Raw genomic sequence first — 23,858 nt, 5'->3', positions numbered from 1 at the left:
GGATAGCTACAAGCGCTTTCAGTAAGCAAAGTTCTCGATCTTGACCTGGCCATCGGGAAACGTCGCAATAATCTCCAACTCGCCGCCCATCGCGCGGATATAGTCGCGCAACGTGCTGATGTACATGTCGGTTCGCCGCTCCATCTTGGAGACGGCCGCCTGGTTGATGTTCAGTGCTTTCGCCAGACTCGCCTGGCTTAGCTGCTGAGCTTTGCGCAACTCATGCAGTGGCATTTCCTGCAGGTGCTGCTGGAACAACAGCTTGGCTTCGGCACGGGACTCCGGTGTCATGCGCGCTTGCAGTTCAGCGAATTTCTTAGCCATGTTTACGGCCCTCTTTACGCAAAGTGTCCAAATGCACGTCATACAGCTTTTCAGCCAACGGGACGTGTTCCTCATACCATCGATGCCGTCCTGTCTTGTCACCACCGATCAGCAACACCGCGCATCGTCGTGGATCAAAGGCATACAACACTCGAAATGGCCGCCCTGCATGCTGTATGCGCAGTTCCCGCAGGTTGCCATGCCGGGATCCCTTGATATCGCTGCTGTGGGGAAAGCCCAATCCGGGCCCTAAAAGCCCCAGTAAATCAACGCTGGCGGAAACGGAAATTTGTTCCTTTGTTCCCAAGTCATCCCACCAGTCTCCGAATTCATCCGTGTATTCAACGTCCCAGCTCATGAAATATGCCATCCAAGGAATATAAACTCAAGAGCCTAAAACTAGGAGATAAAGTGCTAGGGCTTCCACCCGTGGGCGCTGGGAAATTGTTTGTACATCCTTCGGATAGAAGACCAGAGCACTCAGCACCTTATAAAATCGCCGCGTTATCGCACCCATGCTCAGCAAAAACACAATTTTCGAAATGTAAAAAGCGCTCTAATACCCCCCTGTTGATTAGTTTTAAAGATCCTGGAGTTCGCAATGCCCCATGAAGGCAACCTGTTACAAGCAGCGGTGGTGTTCCTGCTCGCCGCCGTGCTGACCGTGCCCCTGGCCAAGCGCCTGCAACTGGGCGCGGTGCTGGGCTATCTGTTCGCCGGTGTGATCATCGGCCCGTCGGTGCTGGGTTTGGTCGGCAACCCGCAAAGCGTCGCGCAGTTTTCCGAGCTGGGCGTGGTGTTGTTGCTGTTCATCATCGGCCTGGAATTGTCGCCCAAGCGTTTATGGGTGATGCGCAAGGCGGTGTTTGGCGTCGGCCTGGCGCAGGTGCTGCTGACGGGCCTGGTGATGGGCGTGGTGGCGTTGTGGCTGTTTGGCCAGTCGTGGAACAGTGCGATCGTGCTCGGGCCTGGGCCTGGCCCTATCGTCCACCGCGTTTGGCCTGCAAAGCCTGGCCGAGCGTAAGGAACTGAACCAGCCCCACGGCCGCCTGGCCTTTGCGATATTGCTGTTTCAGGACATCGCCGCGATTCCGCTGATCGCCATGGTGCCGTTGCTGGCCGGCAGCGATCACCCGACCACCGAAGCCCAGGGCCTGCAACATGTGTTGCAGATTCTCGGCAGCATCGCGGTGGTGATCATCGGCGGACGCTACCTGTTGCGGCCGGTGTTTCGCATCGTCGCCAAGACCGGCCTGCGCGAAGTGTCCACCGCCACCGCACTGTTGGTGGTGATTGGCACGGCCTGGTTGATGGAGCTGGTGGGCGTGTCCATGGCCCTCGGCGCCTTCCTCGCCGGCCTGTTGCTGGCGGACTCGGAATACCGCCACGAACTGGAATCTCAAATCGAACCGTTCAAGGGCCTGCTGCTGGGCCTGTTTTTCATCAGCGTGGGCATGGGCGCCAACCTCAGCCTGTTGCTCAGCTCGCCGCTGGTGGTGATCGGCCTGACGCTGCTGCTGATCGGCTTGAAGCTGCCCTTGCTCTACGCCGTAGGCCGGCTGGTGGGCGACCTCAATCGCGAAAGCGCCCTGCGCCTGGGCGTGGTGCTGGCGGCAGGTGGTGAGTTCGCCTTCGTGGTGTTCAAGATCGGCCGCGATCAAGGCCTGTTCGAACCGCACCTGTACGACATCCTGGTCCTGACCATCACCCTCTCCATGGCCGTAACGCCGCTGCTGTTGCTGGTGTGCCCGAAGCTGTTCAAGCCCAAGGTCAAGCCGGTGGAAATCCCCGAGGAATACCGCACCATCGAAAGCGACGCGCCCCGCGTGGTCATCGCCGGCATGGGCCGTATGGGCCAGATCGTCGCGCGGATCCTGCGTGCGCAGAACATCTCGTTCATTGCCCTGGACACCTCGGTGGAAACCATCGAACTGACCCGCAGCTTCGGCGGCATGCCGGTGTTCTATGGCGACCCGCAACGCCCCGAGATCCTGCATGCGGCCAAAGTCGACCAGGCGGAGTTCTTCGTAATCGCCATGGACGACCCGGAAATCAACATCAAGACCGCTGAGCTGGTGCGCAACCTCTACCCGCACATGAAAATCATCGCCCGCGCCCGTAACCGTCAGCACGTGCACCGCCTGGTGGACCTGGACGCGTCACCGATTCGTGAGACGTTCTACTCCAGCCTGGAGATGAGCCGTCGCACCCTGGTCGGCCTGGGGTTGAGCCAGGCCCAGGCCGATGCGCGCATCACCCGCTTCAAGAACCACGACCTGCAAGTGCTCGCCGCGCAACATGCGGTTTACGACGATGCCGCCAAAGTGATGCAAACCGCCCAGGAAGCCCGGGCAGAACTGGCGCGGCTGTTTGAGATGGACCGACTTGAGGAAGAGTCCGACAAGGTGTGAGGCTACGGGTGAACGATTTTGCGATTTTTCTGACAGAATACGGCGCAATTTCGTTCACCCCTGGAGCGCTTCATGGCCACTTTCACCAAGACTGCCGTCCTGCTGGCCCTCGCATTGACTGCCGGCAGCGCATTCGCCGCGTCCAAGCCGACCACGCAAACCATCTCCACCTTGGGTGGCAAGTTCACCTTCAACCTGCCCAAGGCCTACGCCGCCGACACCCTGCCGGCTGGCAAGGCCGAGGATGGCACCGCTGACACCCAGGGTACGATGTATGCCAACCAGACCACGAAAAGTGTGGTGATCGTCGCCGAAACCGTGCGTAACGACGGGGTAACCATCGGCGATAACGACGCGCAATTCCTTGATGGCGCCGTAGCCGGGTTCGTCAAGGACCAGAGCGCAGCGCTGCCTGACTTCAAGAAACAGAGCGAGAAAAAACTGACGTTCAAGGGCCTGGGCCTGCGCCAGGTGGACAGCACCGCCACCCAAGGCGGCGGCAAAACGCTGAACTCCACGTTCCTCGGTGGTTCGGGTAATCACCTGCTGGTGATCCAGGCGATTTCGCGGGCGGATGATGCCAAGGGGCATGCGGCGTTGGTGAAGCAGATTACCGGCGGCAAATAACCCTACGGCGGTCAGTTCAGGCTCTTTTCCAACCAGGCTTTCAGGTCCTGCACTTCCGCCTCGCTGATGGTATGCGGCATGCCGGGGTACCCATGGAACTCCGGCTGCAACCCCAACCCCGTCAGCACCTCATTGGCCCGCGTCCCCGACGCATACGGCAGCGCCTGGTCCAAGGTGCCATGGCCGATAAAGATCGCCAGCTTGCCCAATGACGCATCCTGCTTCAGCTCAGCCTTGAGCACCGGTAACACGCTGCCGCTCAATGCCGCAATGCCACGCAGCAGCTCCGGCCGGCGCAGGCCCACCTCGTAGGACATGATCGCGCCCTGGCTAAAACCCACCAGGAACACTCGATCCGGCTGGGTGTGATATTTGGCGGTGGCTTTGCCGACAAACTCTTCGATCAGCTTCGCACTGCGTTGCAGGTCGGCGGTTTCGCCGTCGTAATCGCCGTCACCGGGCGTCTTGGTAAACCAGCGATAGCCGTGCGGGTCCACCGGCATAGGCGCACGGGCCGACAGGTACGTCCAGGTAGAGGGCAGCGCGTCCTTGATGCCAAACAGGTCCTCCTCGTTGCTGCCAAACCCGTGCAGGAAAATCACCAGCGGCTGGTTGCGCGCGTCGCCCTGGGTTTGTTCCAGATACGACAGCGGCAAATCGGTGTGCAGCGTGTCGTCGGCATGGGCGGTGCCGGCCACGAGGGTAAGTGCCAGGGCAAACAGTTTGAGCATGGGACGTTACCTCAAGGTTTGCGTAACAGATAAGTGTCCATGATCCAGCCATTTTCCAGGCGCGCGGCCTTGCGCACCCGTTCGATTTCTGCCGCGACTTCACTGACTTTACCGCTGATCAGGATCTCGTCCGGTGTGCCCAAGTAGGCGCCCCAGTAGATGTCCAGGTCTTGATCCGCCACGCTGCGGTAGGAGTCTTCGGCGTCGAGCATCACCACCAACGTGTCGGCATCACTCGCCTGCCCCGCCGCCAAACGGCGCCCGGTAGTGATCTCGATGGACTTGCCGATACGGTTAAGCGGCACTTTGTGCTGGGCCGCCAGGGCCTGCACGCTGGTGATGCCAGGGATCACTTCGAACTCGAACTCACTGCGACCGCTGGCAAGAATCGCCTGCAAGATGCGAATGGTGCTGTCGTACAGCGCTGGATCACCCCAGGCGAGGAAAGCTCCCACTTCACCGTCAGCCATTTCTTCGTTGATCATGCGTTCGAAGGTCTGCTGCTTGTCGCGGTTGAGGTCCTGCACGGCGGTGGTGTAGTCGATCTCGCCGCGCACACGCTCGGGGCAATCGGCCTCGACGAAACGGTAGCCGGGCTCGGTGATGTAGGTCTCGCAGATCTCGCGACGCAGGTCGATCAACTTGTCTTTGCTCTGGCCCTTGTCCATCAGGAAAAACACGTCGGTGCGGTTGAGCGCCTTCACGGCCTGCATCGTGATGTAGTCAGGGTTGCCGGCGCCAATGCCGATGATCAGGATGCGTTTCATGGGTTGCTCTCATTGCGGGGCGTGGATTTTGCCATGTTCACGTGCCTAGGCGTGAGTTTCCAGGCGCAATCGCCAGACGTCGTTGAAGCGCAGCTCAGTGGCGGACAACGGTTCGACGTCGATCAGGTAGAACATCGAGATCGGAAATTCCATGACGTACAGCATTGCCGCACGGATCACGAAGGGATGGGTGATGGCCACGACATGGCCGGGTTGGGTTTCGAGGGACTTCATCCAACGGCCTACTCGTGCGCAGACTTGGTCCACGGATTCGCCGCCATGCGAGGCACTGGCGCTGTTGCCAAGCCAATCCATCAACTCGTCGCGATCTATCTCGTCGATGTCCTTACCCTTCCACCGACCAAAGTCACCATCGCGCAAGGCTTTTTCGACCTGGGGATGCCTGCCGAACATACCTGCTGTCTGTCGGGTACGCGCCTCGGGACCGCACAATAAGCGCAGGTTTTTCTTGTAGCGGCCGGCAAGGGACAAACCCGCATTTTGCCAATCCATCGCTACGGACTCGTCATCGGGAAAGCTCCCCTTTTTTTGCAGGGGAGTCACGGCATGGCAGATGAGTGTCAAACGAGTGGCGGGCATCACAGAGTGCTTCAACGACAAGGATGAGGCCACCAAGACTGGCGCAGTTCGCGCTAGGGCGCAACGCCCTGTGCCAGATAGAGTACTTGGTAACCCGCGCCAGGATATTCGGCGTCCAGCGCCTTGGCGGATAGCGTAAACCTCAGTAACCGCCACGCTTGCACATCCAACGCGAGGAACACTGCGAACGTGTCACCGCGCTCAGCCACCTGCTGATTACGCTGTTTCTCCTCGGCCAAGATCGCGGCGCGATTCGCACCTGGCGCCAACGCCCACTCCTCACGATACAAACTCAACGCGCCCTGTGCCGGACCACGTTGCAGGTCCAACGGCAACCAGCTCTCGATATGTGGGCGGCCAAAGCTGTCGAGCACCTTCTGAAAGCGCTCCCCCATCAGGAAATCAGCCGCCTGCAGCGGGTCGGCCCAGAGGTAAACCGAGGAATACACATTGCCCCCACGTTCCTGGGCGATAAACGCCTTGAACAGCAACCCCTCGGCGTTATCCCACAACGGTCCCAATTGCGCGGCGCGTCGGCGGATCACGCCCATGTCGTAGTCGGCAGGCAAGCGGTGTGAATACTGTTTGGCAAACATGGACGAACCCCTATGTAAGTTGAGCGTTCAGCTTGCGCAGCGGTGATGATTTCAACAAGATATCAGCCGATATAAGTACGATAAGGATCCAATATGACTGACACCCCCAAACCGCTGGATATCGACACCGTCCAGGCCTTCGTGCTGGTGGCCGATTTCGCCAGTTTCACCCGCGCCGCCGAAGCCCTCGACACGTCCCAGGCGGCGATCAGCCTCAAGCTCAAGCGCTTGGAAGAGCGCCTCGGCTATCGCCTGCTCGATCGCACACCGCGCCATGTGCGGTTGTCGCCCCAAGGCGAACAATTCATCGTCGCCGCCCGCGCCCTGCTTAATGCCCATGAACGCGCCTTGGGCGATATGCGCAGCCACGCACTGCGACGCCTGGTGATCGGCATCAGCGACCACGTGGCCGGCCCCGACTTGCCGACCTGGCTCAGCCGCTTGGCCGCTTACGATCCGTTGGTGATCCTTGAAGTGCGCATCGCCTCCTCCCGCGACCTAGTGGCCGCCTTTGACCGCAACGAACTGGACGCGGTGATCGTGCGCAACGAGGGCGACCGCCAGGACGGCGACGTGCTGGCGGTGGAACGTTTTGGCTGGTTCGCCGCCCCCACCTGGCAACACAGCCCCGGCACTCCCCTGCGCATGGCGACCATGGCCGCGCCCTGCGGCGTACGCCAGCTGGCTACACGCGCACTGGATGAGGCACGCATCGACTGGACCGAAGTGTTCGTTGGCGGCGGCGTCATGGCGGTGGGTGCCGCCGTCAGCGCCGGATTGGGCGTCGCCGCCCTCGCCCATCGGGTCGCACCGGCAGGTGCGGTGGACGTGAGTGAGCAATACGGGTTACCCGCCTTGCCCGTGAGTGAGGTGGTACTTCACAGCCGCATCACTGATGTGCGCTCACGGGAAACACTGCGTGCCTTGAGCGCGACCTTTCGCGGCGTGCTGCAACGCTAATCAAACCACTCCCGCCGTCCCTCAAACGTGCCAATGATCAGTTCCACAATCATCCGCACCGCCTCCACATCCCCCACTTGCGCATTCACCGCCAGCCACACCTGCCGCTGCATGCTCTCGCCCAACAGCCCCGGCAACGCCACCAGGCCCCGGTCAAAACTGCTCATGTAATGGGGCAGCAAGCCGATGCACGCGCCACAGCGGATCATCTCCAGCATCAACGAATACGCGTGCACCTGCACCACCGCCGCCAGGCGCTGCTGCACCACCTGATTCCATGCCTGCAACGCGCCCACCTGCGCATCAGGTTGCCACTGCACCAGCATGTAGTCGTCAAGGTCTTCCACGCTGTCCGGCCGTGTGGTCAACCGCGAATAACGCTTGGCGATATGCGGCAAGTACTGCAAGCGCGCCAGGGCCTGTGGCGGCTCGGTAGCAAAGCTCGGGCCAGGCACCGGGCCGTCGGTGTCCGACAGCCACAGCACCACATCCACATCCACCGCTTGCAGCGACAACTGGCTGTCGATGGAAATGATCTCCAGGCGCACACTGGCATTGCGCCGCAGCAAGGCGATCAGGTCACGCCCAAGGATGTCGTGCAGGATCGGCTCGGCCACTGCCAGCCGAATCAACGGCTGCTCCGTGACCGGCAAGCGCCGTTCATGGGCCAGGGCAATCAATTGGGCCTGCAACTGCTGGCCATCGCGACTGAGCACCAAACCACTGCCCTGGTAACTGAACAGCGAATGCCGCAGATGCTCTTCAAGCTGCGCCAGGCGCTTGCGTAACAGCGTTGCCTTGATATTCAGGCTGCGCGCCGCCTGCATGAAGCAGCCGCAGCGCGCACTCACCAGAAAGTAGCGCGCCACCTCCGGGTCGATCTCCTGGGCCAGGGCCAGCCAGCTACTGCGCCCCTCGGTCGGGGCGCGATAAGAGGACGGCCCCTGGGGGGCGGACGGTTCTAGAAATGCCATGGGAGACTCCCTGTCTTGTTGGTCTGTGCATCCAATGCGGGTTGACGCGGGTTACTCCAGCACCTTGTTCAACTCGGCGCCGTCGATACTCAGGGTTGCGGTGTTAAGCATGCCTTCGAGGTAGGCCTTGGCGATCTGCTCTTGGCGCTGGGCACGCAGGGCCTGGGTCAGGCGCTCGCGCAGTTCGTCGAGGGTCGCGCTGCGCGCCGGTTGCTGGCCGGTGAGCTTGAGTACATGAAACCCCGCCGCGCTCTGCACCACGTCCGACACGGCACCGACCTTGAGGCGCGACACGACACTGCGGACTTCCGGCACCAGCTGTTGCAAAGGCTGCATGCCCGAGTCGCCACCGCGTGCGGCGGAGTCGGTGTCCTGGGAAAACTGCGTGGCCAGGGCGGCGAAATCACCCGGCGCAGCCTGGGCACGACGGCTCAGTTCCTGGGCCTGGCGGCGCACGTTGTCGACGGTTTGCGGGTCATTGGTCGCCAGGAAAATCTGGCTCACCCGGTACAACGGCGGTGTCACCCATTGCGCCTTGCCACTGTCATAGGCCTGCTGCAACTCCGCCGCGCTGGGGTAATCGGCCGGCACCTGGCTGACCGAGAGCATGTAGTCGCGGAACACAATTTGCTCGGCGGCGGCGCGGGTCTGCTGTTCCACGTCCGGGCGCTGGCGCCAGCCTTGGGCGTCGGCCTGTTCGAGCACGGCCTTTTGCGCCAAACGTGAACGAATCCAGGTTTCCAACGCGCCACGGTTGCCGCGCAATTGCTCGCGGGACTCGGCAGGCAGGCTGGCCAGCACGGTTTTCAGTTCCGTCAGGTCGATCTGCTGATTGCCCAGGCGCGCCACCGCCGGGCCGGCCGATACAGGGTTGATCACCGGCGTCGGTTGCTGCGCCGCCACCGGGTCGCTGCCCGGCCGCAGGCTCAAGCCCACCGCCACCACCAGCAAGGCCAGCGCACCCGCGCCGACCATCAGGGTTGGTTTCTTCACAATACCGGCGCCTCGGCTTCAGCCTGCAACTGCGCGGCCTGCTGGCTGTATTCACGCAGGTAAACGATGAATTCCTGCAACAGACGGTCCCACAGCTCCAACTGGCTGCGCAGGTGCGTGGCGCCAACGCCGGCTACCACCACGTCCATTTCCATCAACAAAAACTCGCCCTGCACCGACAACCGCGCAAAACGTCGCGATGCGTTCCACACCTGGGCCAGACCTTCAGGCAATTCGCCCTGGATGCGCAGCGCGCAGCTGTAGGTGAAATCCACATACGTACCCTGCTCCGCCGCCGGGTTGCCAAAGCGCACGGCAAAACCGATGCCCTGGCTGGCACTGAGCAATTGCACGATGCCATTTTGTTCAGTCTGGTTGACCCGGTAACCGGCTTCCTGTAACAGCTCGGTGAGGCTCTGGGTGGTGACGCTGGTGATCAATTCGCTCATGGTGATTTCTTCCCTGTCTATCAATGATTGGCGGTTGCCTGGGGCGCATCGAAACGGCTCTTGTACAAATCGTCGCCAAAGCCCTGGGCCAGTTCCTCGAACTTGACCCGCGCGCTGCTGGCGAAGGGCTGGCGAATACTCATCACCTCGGCCACGTCGATTTTTTCGTAGGCCGCGAGCAACTGCTGGGCCACGCCGTACATCTGTTGATTCTTGACTGAACATTGCTGCACTTGTGTGTCACGGTCGCTCAGTTGTGCCTGCAAGCGCGCACGCTCGGCCTCTTTGCCCTTGGCCAGCACCAGCAGCTCGTCATAGGCCTTCTTGAACTTGCCGATCTGCTCGTTGCTGGCCGCCACCTGGGCCTGTGCCTGGCTGTGCAGGCTCTGTTGCTGACCGGCCATTTGCTCGGCCACGCCACGGGCCTGGGCGAGTTCGGCGGTCAATTGCTTGATTTGCGCCTGGGCCTGCTTGGCCTGGTTTTCCGCCGCAATCCGCGCAGCGCTGGCCTGGGCCTGTTCGCTTTGCAGGGCCTGCAATTGCTGGGTGGTGCTGCGCAGTTGCGTGCGCAGGCGTTCCTCCATGCCTTCAGCCGACGCGCCGGTGGTGACCAGCAGCAACAACAGCCCGCAGATTCGCGTGTTCATGTGGCATCTCCGTGCGCATCAAAAGCGCGTGTTGAGTTCCAGTTGCATCACATCGACTTCGAACGGCGCGCCATACACTTCGGACGCGCTCAACCAACGCGCACTGGCGTAGATGTTCTTTTCGATGCCGTAGTTGGCGCCAATGAAATAACCCTTGGCGTTGGTGCCGCCCAGGTGGAATGACGAATCGTTGAAGCCATCAGGCAATGCGTCAGGCTGGATGTATTTGTAGCCGGCCAACACGTTCCAATCGCCGCGCTTGCGCATTTCCAGCGCGCTGCCGAGGGTGAACGAGACCATCAGCGCATTGCCGCCACTTTCAAACTGGCCCTTGCTGTTGATGTTGTTGACGATCTCGCCTTCGCTGCGCTTGAGCATCTCGCCCTTGTCGTAGGCCAGGTTGTGGATGAAGTTGCCTTGGGTGCGCAGCTTGAAATCGCTGGGCAGCTCGGCATCCCAGGCCAGATTCAGGTCGAGCACGTCGAACTTGGATGCCAGGCCGACAAACTGCGGTTGTGGGGTCAGGCCCGGAGTGGCCGGATTCGGCGTGATGTCGCGCAGCAGGAACACGCTGTTGCCCTTCTGCATGAAGGCCAGGCGCGAGCCGTCGCTGTCACACGCCGGCTGCCCGGACCACGGCTGGCAGGCGCCGGAGCGTTTACCTTCGATGTCGTCAAAGTGGTAGTAGGCCACCGCGCCCTTCAGGCTGTTCTCGCGGTTGATCTTCCAGTTAGCGCCGATCTGCCCGCCAAACAGCCACTTGGTCTCGCTGTCTTCCTTGTCGAAGCCGTTGCTGCTGGCCGAGTCGGAGGTGTACTCCACCGGGAATGCACCCAAGGTGCCGAACAGGCCCCACTGGCTGTTCAGGGCGTGGTTGAAATTGGCGGCGATACCGTCGAAGTTCAGGTCGCCCGAATACATCATGTCCGTGGAATAGAACGGGTTGGCGAAACGCCCGGCGGTGAGGGTCACGTCCGGGGTGGCCTTCCAGCTCAGGTAACCCTGGTCGAGCCAGATGTCTTTCTTGCCAAAGCCGCCGCCCAGGGTCTGGGTGGTGGACACCGGGTTGTTGTCGGAACCGGTGCCCACACGGATGCCGGCCGTCCAGTCGGGTGACAGCACGGCTTTCATGCCCAGGCGCGCACGCAGGCGGAACAGGTTTTCGCGGTCCTTGGTGGTGTTGAGCAGCGGCGGCAGCTTGGTGTTGGTGTCCTTGTTGGTGTCGTACGGGCCGCTTTCATTGAGTTTGGCGTAGTCGACGATCTCGTTGCTGTTGTTGCCCGAGAAGTAACGCGACTCGTCCCGCAGGCGGATATCACCGTCAAAGCTGATGCGCGAGACCCAGTCCGGGAAGGTGTTGGGCTGGGCCCAGTTTTCCTGCTTGGCGGTGGCCATGACTTCAGCCTTGACCTGGTCGCGGATCTGATCCTTCACCGCCTGCGGCACGTATTGCACACGCACGTCACCCGGCGCTGCAGCCGGACCTGCGGCCACCACCGGCGCGGCATTAGCCTGGCGTGCCTGCTGGGCCTCTTTTTCAGCCTGGGCGATCAGCCCATTGGCGGTGTCCTGGGTCAGCACGCCTTGCTGCACCAACAGGCGGATCAGGTTGATGGTGACGTTTTCCGAGGGCGCGACCGGGGCTGCAGCCGCCTGGCCGACCAGGGTCGCGATGACCATGCCGACCGCCAGGGTCAGTCGATTCACGGGGGAAATCATGTGTACGCAACTCCTGTAAAAAACCGTTGAAATAGGGTGTGTTCAATCCGGACGCCGGCCCTTGAGCGACAGGCGCATGGGCAGCGTCAGCGACGCCGGCGGCTTCTGTGTGGCGCGCGGTGCCTGGATCAAGGCGAGCATCTGCGCGTCGGTCTCGGCATCCCCGCTGGACTTGGCCACCAAAGCTTTGGTGACCTGGCCCTCGGCGCCCAACCACAGGTCTATCTGTATCGAGAAGGCCTTCTTGCGCAGCTCAGGGTCTTCGCGCATCAGCCGCTGATAAGTGCCGGCCAGGTACTGTTTGTAGGTGCCCGTCCCCAACCCGCCACCGCCACTGCCGGCCATGCCACCGCCCTTGCCGGCGCCGATGTTGAAACCGTCATTGCCGGACTGGGCATCGCCGTCGATCTGCATCGGGTTGGCCAAGTCTTCGTTAGGCGAAGGCGGCGCTTCCTCGGCCGGCTTGACCTCCTCGGGTTCGGGGCTTGGCACCGGTTCCGGGATTTTTTCTTCGACCTGGGGCTCAGGCTCCTTGGGCTTTTCCGGCGGTGGTGGCGGTGGCGGCGGCAACGGGATGATCGTCGGCACCTTCGGCGCTTCGCGGCGCACGCCGCTCATGTCATTGGCCCATTGCCACAAGCACCAGGCCGCCACGGCGCCCAGCAACAGGCCCGCACCCCACTTCAATGGGCGCAACGGCGGCTTCTTTTTCACGGGCAAGGGCGCAATCGGGATCTGTGCAGTCATGACTCAGCCCTGGCTCGGTTTGCCGGTAACCAACCCGACCTGGGACAGCTCCAGCCGACGCAGCAGGTCGAGCACTTCGATCACCTTCTGGTACTGCACCATCGCATCGCCACGCACAATCACCGGGAAGTCCGGGTTCAGCGCTTTCTCGATGCGCAGGCGTTCTTCCAGCTCACCGAGGGTCACCGGGTAGGCGTCGAGGAACACCTGGCCACCGTCGTTCACGGAGATGGCCTTGGTCTTGGCCTCCGACAACGACACCGAGGCGCTGGCCTTGGGCAGGTGAATCTGGATACCCGAGACCTGGGCGGTGGCGGTGAGAATAAACATCACCAGCACCACCATCAGCACGTCCACCAGAGGCGTGATGTTGATGCTGTCGACGGCGGCATCATCGTCATCGTCGTGGGAGGTATTTACGGAAGCCATGGCGGTTCTCCTCAGGCCGGAACCGGCGCGTGATGGTCACGACGGTGCGCCGCTTCACTGTGCTGGCTCTCGCCGTGCATCTCCGCCAGGCGGGTGATGAACTCGTCGACAAACACACGCATGTCCGCGCTGACTTCCTTGTTGCGCGTGATCAGGCGGTTGTAACCAAACAGCGCCGGGATCGCGACAAACAGGCCCATGGCCGTGGCCAGCAACGCCGCCGCCATACCGGGGGCAATCGCGTTGATGTTCACATCACCGGCCATGGCCGTGCCGAGGAACACCACCATGATCCCCAGCACGGTGCCGAGCAGGCCGATGTACGGGCCGCCGGCAATAGCGTTGGACAGGGTCGAGAGTTTGGAGCTGAGCGCCTGGTTTTCGCGGGTGCGCACGCCGTCCATGGAGCAGCGGATGGCTTCGATGGTCGCGGCCGAGACCGATGAGGTGTCCGCGCCCTGGGCACGGCGGGTGCGGATCTCCTTGACCGCCACCAGGTACAGGCGCCACAGCGAAGAATGAGCCAAGCGTTCACCCAACTGGGCGTCGTCGGCGTACATCTCCAGGCGCGTGCCGATCTGCGCAAAATGCTCGCGGAACACCTCGTTGGCGCTGCTCACGCGGCTGACCTGGCGGTTCTTGCGCAGCATGATGACCCACGATTGGAACATCATCGCCACCAGCACCAGGATGATCACCCAGGCATCCACCGGCACCGCGTTGAGCAAGAAGCCCAAGCTGCCGAAACCGAAGCCGGACTGTTCTTCATCAACACCATAGGCCACCAGTTTCGACTCGGCGCCCTGGGCGCTGGCATCGGCCAGCAACAGTGCCGCCGGACGCGCTACCTTGGACAGACGCAGCTCATCGATGGCTCCGGCGAATGGCAAGTGCGTGCTGCCCGGTTCCGGCAGATCGGCACCGATGGCCAACTGAGAATTGAACGCCGGCAAGGCAACGGCCAGGATGGCGGTTTCACGGCCATTCACATACAGCGAGACCTTGTCACCCTCGGCGGTGAACGCCAGGTGCTGCCATTGGCCGGGGTTCAGCGGTTGGCTCGACACGGCGCGCTGGCCGTCGATTTCCAAGAACGGCATGCCTTGGTTCAAACCGAGCAACAGGCTATGAGGGCCATCGCGGCGGGCAAGCACGACTTGTTCGCCACTGGCCTGGTCCAGGCGCAACCAGGCGCTGAAGGTGAAGGCGCCACCCGCAGCGTGTTGCAGCGAAGGGCTGGCCGGCAACATCAGGGGTTGACCACTGAGCTGCAAGGCACGGCCGATCACACCGTCGATGCTCGCACCGGTGGCGTTCAACGCGGTGTTGGCGTAGGCCGTGGTGTCGCGGGCTGGTGTGCCATTGGCGCCGTCAAAATGGTAAAGCGCGGTGTAGTTCGGGTCGAAGGTCAGTTGGCCGTTGGCGGTGGCCGGGGCCTTCTGGTTGCCGTAGTACATCCACAGGTCCTGGCGCTGACCGCCTTCGACCTTGGGCACATCGACCCAGATCAGTGCCATGCCCATCAACGGGTCGAAGCTCTCGATCTGGTGATTGAACACGGTTTTGTCATCGGCACTCACAAAACGCAGGTCGGCGCCGTCATCCTTGACCCCATCAAAGGTGAAGTTGCCGGTGTGCAGGCGCACCAGCAGCGCGGTACGGCCCAGGGCCTGGTTGATCGCGGCGCCTTGGGCGGTGGTGTCCACCGAAATCTGTTTGCGGTAGTGCCAGTCGTCCTGCCACCAGGCATGGGCGGTGGCCGGGAGCGTGAAGCCCAGGCAGATCAACAGGCTCAGGAATAGGCGTTGCATGGGTGAAGTCTCCGGAAGAAAAAGTCAGAAAGTCGCCTGCACACTGAAGTGCAGTCGCGAGTCCTGTTTCTGGGTGTTCGGTCCATTGAGCAGCGGGTAGCCCCAATCCAGGCTGCCGGACAACCATTTGCTCAAACTGGCGCGGGTGCCCAGGCCGACACTGGCCAGGCTGTATTCGTCTTCTTGCTCGGGCAGCGGGTCGTGCAGGCGCATGCGCGCGCCTTCGGCGAACGCGTAGAAGCGCCACTCCTGCACATAACTGCCAAGGAACTTGGCCAGCGACGGCGTGCGCAGTTCCTGGGAGAGCAAGTACCCCTCATCCCCGGTGCGCTCCGCCGCCAGGTAACCGCGCACCGATGTGGCGCCGCCGGCGGAATACTGCTCGTTGGACACCAGCGGCCCCGACGCCAGCTGGAAGCCGCCCTTGGTTGCCGACTGCCAGTCGTTGGCGAAGGTGTAGGTGTAATTCAGGTCGCCCTTGAGCACGGCAAAACTGGCGCTGGCCTTGTAGCGTTTGTACTCGAACTCTTCGGCATCGCTGCCGTAGCCGAAAAACGCGCGAGTACCCACCACCAGGTTCAAGCCCAGGCCCAACTGCGCTTGTTCGGTGTAGCGAAAACCGTTGTAGCCGAATGTGAATGGCGCGTATTTGAGGGGCACCTGATCGCTGCTGGAGCCGAACTTCATCTGTTCGTCGAAGTCCTTGAAGTCCACGCCAAACGAGAACGAGTTGGCCCAGTTGCCCGCCGCCGGCAGGTTGTAAATGGCCGATACACCGTAGGAATGACCCTTGCCCAACACGTTGCTGCCGCCGATGGTGGCGATGTTGCTGTCGGACTGGTAACCGGAGAACTGCAAGGTCCAGCGTTCATCCAGTGGCGCGCTGTAGGAGCCCGACCAGACCTTGGCATTCTCGGTGTCCTGGGGCGCGGTGAAGTAGGTCAGGGAAATGCTATGACCCAGTTGCCAGAGGTTGTCGTACCCCAGGGTCGCTACCGAGCGCAGCTTTTCGGTGTCGGCGCTGTAGTCGTTGTTCAGGCCGATACTGGCGTGCCAGGGGTTCTGGTCTTCCACCTGCAAATCCACATCCATGGTGCCGGGGCGTTGGCCCTCGCGTACCAGCGGCGTGACCTGGCGCCCAGCGCCGCGGTTGAGGCCCGCTAACTGGGTTTGCACCGTGGCAAAGTCCGGCACCGCGCCCTCCTCCAGGGCCGGCACCTGCTCGCGGATTTCCACCGGCGAATAGTGCTTGGCACCGACCACGCGCACACGGCCGACCTTGGTCTCGCTGACCTGCAGGTAGACGATACCGTCATCGACCTTCTGCTCCGGCAACTCGACAAACACCGACTGATAGCCACGCGACTGGTAGATCTTCTGCAACGCATCGCGCGCGCCTTCGATATCGCCCAAGGTCTTTTGCGGCCCCAGGAACGGATACACCGCCTCCTCGATCGTCGCCGCATCCAGCACCGTATTGCCGCGCACGAAGTACTCGTTGACGTCGACCTTACGCGCGCCCTCTTCCTCCTCGGCCAACACCGGTTGCGCCAGGCTCCCCAGCGTCACGCAACACAGCGCCAACGTTAATTTGAACAGATGCTCCACACCGCCCCCTGACTGTCTGATTTTTTGCGCCGTCGCCGGAAGCCCGGCGTGCGGCCTGCTCAATTGCTGGTGATCGAAGTGCTGCCGTGGCGTGCCAGCCAGGTGTGCAACAGGGCGAAGTTCAACGAGAACTCCGGCATGTGCAGCAAGGCGCCACAAAACACGTCACCGATGATTTTCTGGATGAGTTGCACCGCACGCGGGTTGTTGAGCAGCGTGGCAATGTCGCGGGTCAGTACGTGAATGCTCCAGACCTTTTGGTTGAGGTCCAGGCCGACGAACCAGCGGAACAGCAGGTTGTAGTTCAGCTGTTCATGCAGCTGTTGTTCGCTGGGCACCGAGTACAGCAGTTGCAGCAGCAGGATCTGCAGCACGGTGTGCGGGGCGATCGACATCGCGGGTTCGGCGGTGAGCCAGTCACGGTGCTGGTCGAGCACTTCGTCGATCTGTGGGCGCAGCAGCACCAGGGAATGGCCTGCCGGGATGTAGCTGGAGACTTCCTTGCGAGCGCCTTGCCAGTCTTCCTGGGAGACGATCCAGACCCAGGGTGCGCCGTAGCGATAGACCGACACCGGCTTTTTGCGCGCGGCTTCGACGATCTTTGACAGGCGCTGGTCGAGCTCCTGCATGCCGACTTTCGAGTAACGTTCCATAGTTCCCATCGCCCCACTCCTGGCATCCTGCTTGCGGCTGAAAAGCCCAACGTTCTGGTGGGCTCAAGCGCGTTACACAGAGGAGACGGGAGTGGTCGGGGGCTACCGAACTTTTGTCATGAAAGCTTCATTTTGGATTGGGTGGGGGGCATTTTTTATGGTGTACATATCCGTTATTTGGGTAATGGCTGATATTGGTTCCGCCCTTACGGCGGGTCACTTTGGAAAAGCCCCAAAGTAACCAAAGGGCTCTTGCCCCAACACTCGGCACCTCGCCTAGGCTCGGTGTGCCCGTAATCCGACAGTGATTTGGGGGGCCGCCGCCACGCGCCATCCATGGCGCGGGGCGGCTAAACCGGCATCCCTGCCGGTTTACCCCCCAAATCCCTGCCGAATTCCGGCCAGCGTGTTTGACGGGGCGCCTAAGATCAAAATCAAAATCAAAAGCACAGCGGCCTGACAGCCGGCTTGAGTGGTGTGGAGCAAAGGCAGTTTTTTGTGCACCGCTGATTGCTTTACTGTGGGAGCTGGCTTGTCGGATCGCCGCACCGCTGCGATGCGAGCGACTCAGTACATCAGACGTACCGCGTTGATGCCATCGCAGGCAAGCCAGTTGCTCCCACATTTGACCGAGTTCGACCACACAATACCGGTCGGCTCTAAGGCCGCCGCGCTTTGCTTCTGCTTTTGATCTTAGGCGCCCCGTTAAACACGCTGGCCGAACGCAGGCTTGAATCCGTGGGTAACCCGGCAGGACGCCGGGTTAGCCGCGCTGGGCCAAGGATGGCCCATCGCGGCGGCCCACGGATTCAAGCCGGAGTGAGGGCACACCGAGCCTAAGCGAGGTGCCGAGTGTTGGGGCAAGAGCGTTTTGGTTACTTTTGCGCTTTTCAAAAGTGACCCGCTGTAAGAGCGGAACCAATAGTGGCCATCACTCAAATAACGGATATGTACTCAATCAAAACCCCACCCCCTGCAACGGCAACTCATAAGACTTCTTAACCGTCCGAACCACCAACGTAGAAGAATAAGTCCGAATCGGAATATCCCGATAAGTCTCCAAAAACCGATAGATATACTCGGTGTACTCCGCAGCATCCCGAAACTTCGCCACCATCACAAAATCAAACTCCCCGGTCATCAAGTAGCAGTCCTGAATCTCCGGATGACCAGAGAGTATGTGCTGCATCCTGCGATCAATATCATTACTGTCCCTATCCAGCTTGATCAGAAAAAACGCCGTCACCTGGATCCCCAACTTGCGCTCATCCAAGACCGCCACTTTCGCCTTGATAATCCCCACGCTCTCCATCCGACGAATCCGCCGGTAACAACTGGTGGAAGACAGCCCCACACTGTCGCTCAACAACTCCAGGCTCTGGTCGCAATCCTTTTGCAACTTGCCCAGGATCTTCAAATCCATGGCGTCTGTCATCGGTTCTAAATCGTCCTTGAAAATTGCAATGAATCCGTCGCATTGACGGGCCAATTTGCACAAATCCTGCGCAGTGGCTAGTTAACATCGATTCAGCTTAGCAGCCTGGCCAACACCTGGCCTCAAGGCGGCATGAGAGGGATCTTATGATAGTCGCGAAACCGACATGGACCGCTGATATCCAAGGACTTTTCAGCGCACCCTACTGGATACCCGCCAGCCAGCGCGCCGCCGTTGCGGCCACTTGGATCGGCTGCATGAATGCCTACGATGTGTTCCTGGAAGACCCGGCGTCAGTCAAGACCTGGTCGGAAACCATCTACCAGCACCTCGCCTCGCGCAACATGCCGCTGACCAGCGACCAACAGCAGTTCTGGCCCATCGATGCCCTGGAAACCTTCCGCCTGTGGGTCAACCAGGGTTGGCGGCTGGACAGCATCTCGCCGTTTGACCTGGCCGAGCGCATCCCGCCACCAGCGCTGCCGCACCCGGTCAAGCGCGTACGCCAGGACATCCGCTCGCTGAGCGCCGACGAACTGAACCTGTACCGCGCCAAACTGGATGACGTGATGCGCATCAGCGACCCCGACAGCGGTTCGCCCTGGCAGCGTTACGCCTACATCCATACCAACTGGTGCCTGCATTACCAGGAAGCCTTCGCCCTGTGGCATCGCGCCTATCTGCTGTACCTCGAAGCGTTGATCGACTGCGCGATCCCTTACTGGGACTGGATGGCCGCCGACGCCAGCATCGACGGCAGCCCCCAGGCCGGTCTGCCCCAGGCGTTCCTTGATGAAACCTATGTGCACCCGCAGACCGGCGAAGTGCGGCGCAACCCGTTGCGTTATGCGGCGGCCAAAGACGGCTGTTCCAAGGTGTGCGCCACCGCGCCGGTCGGGGACGTGGATTGCCTGTATGTGCAGCGCAACCCGCTGTTCTATACCCAGGGCGAGGCCTTTCGTTTCGAGCGCACCCAACTGTATGGCATGAGCCGGATCTTCCAGCAGCAGGTGGTCGATGCGCTCACGTTCACCACATTTAGCCAGCCCCAAGGGGTGCCGGGTTACCCCTGGGCCAACATCACCAGCTTCGACCCGCCGCAACCGAATGACCTGTATCCCAACCGCGCGCTGAATTTCGACGGGCTCTACGAGCAGCCCCACGACAACTATCACGGCTGGATCGGTGGTGACATGGCCGACAACGCCTACACCGCGTTCGACCCGGTGTTCTGCTCCTACCACGCCAATATTGACCGCATGCTGGAAGTCTGGATCCGCGCCAACCCGGCGGCGCAGTACACCACCCAATGCCTGTTGCAGCCCTTCGCTGGCCATCAGGCGGCTGAGGTGAGCTTCACCAGCGCCGACGCCTGGCGCTACACCACTCTGGGTGACATGGCCCAGGACAGCCGGCACATCGGCTACGACTACGGCACCCCGGTGGCCCCGCAGTTCGGCGCAGCCAAGGCTGCGTGCTGCCATCAGCAAAAGGCTGCCATCACCGGCCCCTGGGTGGTGTTCGATCACGTGCGCTGCACCCACGACACTTACCTGATCGACGTTTTCCTCAACCAACCGGACGCCACGGCGCAACACGCGAATACCGACAACCCGCATTACGTCGGACGCTTCAGCCGCATCGGCATGGGCCTGGTGGACGACAAGGGCCGCTGCATCACCCAGGGCGTCTGCCGCGCACTGAATGCCGCGCGCAACGCCCAGGCGCTGAACCTTAAACCGAGCGATACAGCGCAGTTATCGCTGATCGTGACCCATCCCGATACTGGCCAGGTATTGACGCCCGATGCATACGCGCCGCTGCCTGGCTTTATCGCGCAACTGGTGTGGGACGACCCACGCCAAACCTCTGCCGGGCCCGCTCCGGGTACCGGTTGCTGCTCCACTTCCACCACCGCCAATGCTGGAGAACCGACATGAGCACGCCCTTCACCCAATTCACCTCCCCGGCCGAACAAGCCCCCAAGGACTACAACAAGCTAGGCCTGGAAAACCAGTTGCCGACCTTCGAAACCGACTGGAACAACAACGTCACCGGCTGGACCCAGATGTCGGTGATCGGCAACCCCTGGTCCAACCTCAACGACGCACCACGCTCGGGCTACTACAACCCGATCGAAAGCGGCTACGGCACACAGACGCCAGTGACCATCACCTGGCAGCCCTTCCCCAACCGGCTGTGGACGTTTTTCTATAACAATGGCGCCGCCGTGGTCCCGCAACTGGGTGGCAAGGCCATGACCCTGGACCAGGTGATGCAGTTGACCGATCACGGCCAGATCACCCTCAACAACACCCTGTATTCGCTCTACCCGGACCCGAAGGCGACCCAACTGCAGATCCCCAGCGTGCTGTGCAAGTCCATCAACTGGAACGGCCCCTACGCCGACTTTTCACCTTCGGGCCCAAGGGGCTGGCTGGATGAATACTGCGAGTGGTCGATCACCCGCGACCCCGACGGCAACATGCGCAGCATCATGTTCACCAGCGAGAACCCGGCGTATTTCCTGACCATGTGGAACATCGACCCGCAGGCCGTGCTGGGGCTGTACAAAGCCTATGTCGACCCACAAGTGAAGATCGAAGACCTGTACCTGCGCTACACCGCCAACGGCCCGACCGGCAAGGCCGGTGACCCGGTGCTTGACCCCACCACCGGCCAGCCCGCCTACGACACCGTGAACAAATGGAATTCCGGCACCGTGCGTATTCCCGGCGTATCGGGCGGCGCGATGCACCTGACCTCCGGCCCCAATACCTTGAGTGCCGAAATCTACCTGGCAGCGGCGGCGACTATCTTGCGCCCGCTCAACAGCAGCCGTAACCAGCAAAGCCTGATCTGCTGCGCCCAGTACGGGCAGAACTATCGCAATTCCGATCCGCATATCGGTTTTTCCGCTAACCAGGAAGCCGTGAAAGCCCTGATTTCCTTGACCAACCCCATCGGCCTGTACCTGCAACAACCCAAGTCCTTCAGCACCTGGAAAGGCCCGCAAGGCCAGGATGTGAGCAGCTACTGGCGCATCACCCGTGGCACCGCCGGCACCGGGCCGAACAACTCCGACCAGATTCTGCAGGCGGTGTTCGAGGTGCCGGCCAGCGCGGGGTTCTCGATCAATGACATCACCATCAACGGCACGCCGATTGACTACGTGTGGGTGATCGCCAACGAGCTGAATGTGGCCTTGAGCGTCACCCCGGCACCGCTCAGCGGCACGCCCAAGGAGTGCGATTGCGTGGCGGCCAACAATACCGATGCGCAACCCTGGCCCGTGCAGTTGCTGCCGATTGACCTGTTCTACGGCCAATCCCCCAGCGACTTGCCGGCCAGCTTTGCGCCCGGCAGCTCAGGCCAGTTCGTGCTGGTGGTGCAAGGCGCCGACCCGAACACCACGGCGGCGGATGCACGGGTGCAGTTCTCCAACCCAGGCATCACGGCCCAGGTCACGCAGTTCCTGCCGGATGCTTCGGCGATTCCTGGGCAGACCGACAGCGGCGGCACCCAGGGCTACATCATGACCGTCACCGTCAGCAGCAACGCGGCGCCGGGGCTGGTCAGCGTGCGCGCGCTGAACCCCAGCGAAGCCGCCAACCCCAGCGCCACCCAGCACCCATGGGAAAGTGGCCTGGCGCTGGTGCCCGTCGCCTGAGTGCCTGCCGGCCGCCCATGCCTGGCGTGGGCGGCCGCCTCTTGAGTCTTGAGCAAGGAATGCGACCATGAACGGATGGCTTCGCCCGCTGCGCCGGGCACGCTTGAATGTGTTGTGCTGGATCACCTGCGCCCTTCTCCCCTTCGCACCCGCACCGGTCAGCGCGGCGTCAGATGCCCAGAGCTGCGTCAGTCAGTTGGTGTTCGACCCCACCAGCGGCGGCTTCCTGCCGGTGAACAACTTCGGCACCGAGCAGGACTTTCTCAACTGTTTTGGCTGGCAGTTGTTCATCGCCATGAACTGGCCGGTCAACCCCGGCTGGCCAGCCAACCCGAGCCTGGCCGGGGAGCCGGACACGCAAAGCACCGCGGCCCAGTTCGGCGTGCCGCCAACGCCCGGCCAGCCCATGAGCAATGCCCCGGTATGGGCCAGCTACAAGGATGCCAGCGAGATCTTCCTGCCCGGGGCGCCCAAGCCCTCCGGCTGGGGCGTGGAAACCCGGGTGCCGTCCAATTGCACCGCCACCGGCAACCTCAAGGCGTTTTCCACGGGCGCGCGTAAATTCATTACGGCCACCTCCGAAAGCGCGATCAACCGCAAACACCGCTTCCACTTGTCCAGCGGCACCCAGGTGACCTTGCCGGATTCGATCATGGAGGCTTCCGGCGGCTGGCTCACGGACCAGTCGGGCAACCTGGTGTTTTTCGAGCGCAAGGTCGGCAAGGCCGAGTTCGACTACATCGTCGACAACGGGCTGTACGACGCCGCCAACCAACTGATCGTTGCGCAGAACAGCGACAACCGGCACCCGGCCGGCCTGTCATTGCCCGCCGGCAAACTGGTACGTGAGCTGCCGGCCCAGGCGCTGCCCCAGGAAGAACTCGGCGCCCTGGAACTCAAGGCGGCCTGGCGCGTACTCACCAACAAACCCGAGCTGTACGGGCGTTACCTGACCACCGTCGCCTGGCTGCAACGCCCGGATACGCTGCAATGCACCCAGGAAGTAGTGGGCCTGGTGGGCCTGCACATCATCAACAAGACCCAGACCCAGCCGAACTTCATCTGGACCACCTTCGAGCAGGTCGACAACGTGCCCGACGGCGGCGCCACCCCGCCCGGCGGCTACAGCTTCAACAACCCGGCCTGCACCGGTGACGCGTGCACGCCCAACGTCGCACGGGTGCAGTGCGATGCCACCCACACACCGCCCAACTGCACGCCCCTTGATCAGCCGGTGCAGGCCACGCGGGCCAATGCCACGCCCCAAGACCTGCAAGCGCTGAACACGGCGGTGCAGCAGACTTTCGCGCAGAAGACCCAGGGCCAGTCGGTGTTCCAGTACTACAAACTGGTGAATGTGCTGTGGTCCAAGACGCCCAACGCGCCCAACGATCCAGGCCCTGGGCCCAACGTGAAGGTGCCGCTGTCCTATGGGCCGTTTGTCAGCGACCAGAGTGTCGTCGTCGCCAACACCACGATGGAAACCTATGTGCAGAGCGACAACTGCAACGACTGCCATCAGTACGCGACGATTGCCGGCGGGTCCAAACTGGCGTCGGATTTCTCGTTCCTGTTCGGCAATGCCGACTCCGCGAAAAATACGCGCCTGATCAAACGCATCGAGGCGTTCAAGACCCTCAAGGACAATCCGTAGCCGAGGCAAAAAAAGGGGCGATCAGTGATCGCCCCGAACAGTACAACGAGAGG

At 61.8% G+C, this 23,858-nt stretch carries 22 protein-coding genes and 1 pseudogene; 6 read left to right on the top strand and 17 right to left on the bottom strand.

What is annotated here, in order from left to right:
- Positions 1-18: 18 nt before the first annotated feature.
- The gene (locus AYR47_RS18955; RefSeq protein WP_033901597.1) at positions 19-324 is read right to left on the bottom strand and encodes an XRE family transcriptional regulator; all 306 of its coding nucleotides are present in this window, start codon (positions 322-324) and stop codon (positions 19-21) included.
- Complete coding sequence (locus tag AYR47_RS32190) at positions 317-682, bottom strand: type II toxin-antitoxin system RelE/ParE family toxin (RefSeq protein WP_082781571.1); 366 nt, start codon at positions 680-682, stop codon at positions 317-319. The genes AYR47_RS18955 and AYR47_RS32190 overlap by 8 nt, the downstream gene beginning before the upstream one ends.
- A gap of 243 nt (positions 683-925) precedes the next feature.
- On the opposite strand from AYR47_RS32190, the pseudogene AYR47_RS18945 reads away from it, so the two are divergent.
- Both AYR47_RS18945 and AYR47_RS18940 read left to right on the top strand, forming a co-directional pair.
- A pseudogene (locus tag AYR47_RS18945) lies at positions 926-2,735 on the top strand (monovalent cation:proton antiporter-2 (CPA2) family protein).
- 72 nt (positions 2,736-2,807) lie between these two features.
- A complete protein-coding gene (locus AYR47_RS18940) occupies positions 2,808-3,362 on the top strand; it encodes a hypothetical protein (RefSeq protein WP_033901600.1) in 555 nt (184 codons plus the stop codon).
- An 11-nt stretch (positions 3,363-3,373) separates the two neighbouring features.
- Here AYR47_RS18940 and AYR47_RS18935 read toward each other — a convergent pair whose 3' ends face one another.
- Genes AYR47_RS18935 through AYR47_RS18920 form a run of 4 tightly spaced genes read right to left on the bottom strand, consistent with a single transcriptional unit; the run spans position 3,374 to position 6,056 of the window.
- Positions 3,374-4,093, bottom strand: coding sequence for an alpha/beta hydrolase (locus AYR47_RS18935; RefSeq protein WP_033901601.1), 720 nt, complete (start codon positions 4,091-4,093; stop codon positions 3,374-3,376).
- Positions 4,094-4,104: 11 nt separating this feature from the next.
- A complete protein-coding gene (cobF, locus tag AYR47_RS18930) occupies positions 4,105-4,860 on the bottom strand; it encodes a precorrin-6A synthase (deacetylating) (protein ID WP_033901602.1) in 756 nt (251 codons plus the stop codon).
- 45 nt (positions 4,861-4,905) lie between these two features.
- The gene (locus AYR47_RS18925) at positions 4,906-5,460 is read right to left on the bottom strand and encodes a histidine phosphatase family protein (RefSeq protein ID WP_061436306.1); all 555 of its coding nucleotides are present in this window, start codon (positions 5,458-5,460) and stop codon (positions 4,906-4,908) included.
- A 53-nt stretch (positions 5,461-5,513) separates the two neighbouring features.
- Positions 5,514-6,056 (bottom strand): DUF4865 family protein, encoded by a 543-nt coding sequence (locus tag AYR47_RS18920; RefSeq protein ID WP_061436305.1) that lies wholly within the window; start codon positions 6,054-6,056, stop codon positions 5,514-5,516.
- A gap of 93 nt (positions 6,057-6,149) precedes the next feature.
- Between AYR47_RS18920 and AYR47_RS18915 the strand changes: the two genes are divergently transcribed.
- Positions 6,150-7,016 carry a LysR family transcriptional regulator gene (locus AYR47_RS18915; protein ID WP_061436303.1) on the top strand — a complete coding sequence of 289 codons (867 nt, stop codon included), beginning with the start codon at positions 6,150-6,152 and terminating at the stop codon, positions 7,014-7,016.
- Here AYR47_RS18915 and AYR47_RS18910 read toward each other — a convergent pair.
- The 11 genes from AYR47_RS18910 to AYR47_RS18860 all read right to left on the bottom strand — a co-directional run bounded on the left by AYR47_RS18910 (position 7,013) and on the right by AYR47_RS18860 (position 18,469).
- Positions 7,013-7,990, bottom strand: coding sequence for a LysR family transcriptional regulator (locus tag AYR47_RS18910; protein ID WP_061436301.1), 978 nt, complete (start codon positions 7,988-7,990; stop codon positions 7,013-7,015). The genes AYR47_RS18915 and AYR47_RS18910 overlap by 4 nt on opposite strands.
- A 51-nt stretch (positions 7,991-8,041) precedes the next feature.
- Positions 8,042-8,983 carry a peptidylprolyl isomerase gene (locus AYR47_RS18905; protein WP_061436300.1) on the bottom strand — a complete coding sequence of 314 codons (942 nt, stop codon included), beginning with the start codon at positions 8,981-8,983 and terminating at the stop codon, positions 8,042-8,044.
- Positions 8,980-9,432 (bottom strand): YbjN domain-containing protein, encoded by a 453-nt coding sequence (locus AYR47_RS18900; protein ID WP_080642458.1) that lies wholly within the window; start codon positions 9,430-9,432, stop codon positions 8,980-8,982. The genes AYR47_RS18905 and AYR47_RS18900 overlap by 4 nt, the downstream gene beginning before the upstream one ends.
- 20 nt (positions 9,433-9,452) lie before the next feature.
- The gene (locus AYR47_RS18895; protein ID WP_033901606.1) at positions 9,453-10,079 is read right to left on the bottom strand and encodes a hypothetical protein; all 627 of its coding nucleotides are present in this window, start codon (positions 10,077-10,079) and stop codon (positions 9,453-9,455) included.
- 18 nt (positions 10,080-10,097) lie between these two features.
- On the bottom strand, positions 10,098-11,798 hold the full coding sequence (locus AYR47_RS18890) for a putative porin (RefSeq protein WP_033901607.1): 1,701 nt from the start codon (positions 11,796-11,798) through the stop codon (positions 10,098-10,100).
- Between the two features lie 42 nt (positions 11,799-11,840).
- On the bottom strand, positions 11,841-12,545 hold the full coding sequence (locus tag AYR47_RS18885; protein ID WP_033901608.1) for an energy transducer TonB family protein: 705 nt from the start codon (positions 12,543-12,545) through the stop codon (positions 11,841-11,843).
- A gap of 3 nt (positions 12,546-12,548) precedes the next feature.
- On the bottom strand, positions 12,549-12,974 hold the full coding sequence (locus AYR47_RS18880) for an ExbD/TolR family protein (protein WP_016980095.1): 426 nt from the start codon (positions 12,972-12,974) through the stop codon (positions 12,549-12,551).
- Between the two features lie 11 nt (positions 12,975-12,985).
- On the bottom strand, positions 12,986-14,785 hold the full coding sequence (locus tag AYR47_RS18875; protein WP_061436299.1) for a DUF2341 domain-containing protein: 1,800 nt from the start codon (positions 14,783-14,785) through the stop codon (positions 12,986-12,988).
- 24 nt (positions 14,786-14,809) lie between these two features.
- Entirely contained in the window at positions 14,810-16,393 is a 1,584-nt protein-coding gene (locus AYR47_RS18870; protein WP_038850813.1) for a ShlB/FhaC/HecB family hemolysin secretion/activation protein, read from the bottom strand.
- A 59-nt stretch (positions 16,394-16,452) separates the two neighbouring features.
- Positions 16,453-17,046, bottom strand: coding sequence for a transposase (locus AYR47_RS18865; RefSeq protein ID WP_028619777.1), 594 nt, complete (start codon positions 17,044-17,046; stop codon positions 16,453-16,455).
- A 958-nt stretch (positions 17,047-18,004) separates the two neighbouring features.
- Positions 18,005-18,469, bottom strand: coding sequence for an Lrp/AsnC family transcriptional regulator (locus AYR47_RS18860; RefSeq protein WP_033901455.1), 465 nt, complete (start codon positions 18,467-18,469; stop codon positions 18,005-18,007).
- A gap of 158 nt (positions 18,470-18,627) precedes the next feature.
- Between AYR47_RS18860 and AYR47_RS18855 the strand changes: the two genes are divergently transcribed.
- From AYR47_RS18855 to AYR47_RS18845, 3 genes are all read left to right on the top strand, one after another.
- A complete protein-coding gene (locus tag AYR47_RS18855; protein WP_061436298.1) occupies positions 18,628-20,421 on the top strand; it encodes a tyrosinase family protein in 1,794 nt (597 codons plus the stop codon).
- Positions 20,418-22,151, top strand: coding sequence for a hypothetical protein (locus AYR47_RS18850; protein ID WP_061436297.1), 1,734 nt, complete (start codon positions 20,418-20,420; stop codon positions 22,149-22,151). Before AYR47_RS18855 ends, AYR47_RS18850 begins: the two co-directional genes overlap by 4 nt.
- A 67-nt stretch (positions 22,152-22,218) precedes the next feature.
- Positions 22,219-23,805, top strand: coding sequence for a hypothetical protein (locus AYR47_RS18845; protein WP_082781510.1), 1,587 nt, complete (start codon positions 22,219-22,221; stop codon positions 23,803-23,805).
- Positions 23,806-23,858 lie beyond the last annotated feature (53 nt).

This window comes from Pseudomonas azotoformans (assembly GCF_001579805.1).
In the GTDB taxonomy this organism is placed as follows: Bacteria; Pseudomonadota; Gammaproteobacteria; order Pseudomonadales; family Pseudomonadaceae; genus Aquipseudomonas; species Aquipseudomonas azotoformans_A.
Note: the sequence above shows the minus strand (reverse complement) of the source record. Positions and strands in the feature narration are given on the sequence as shown.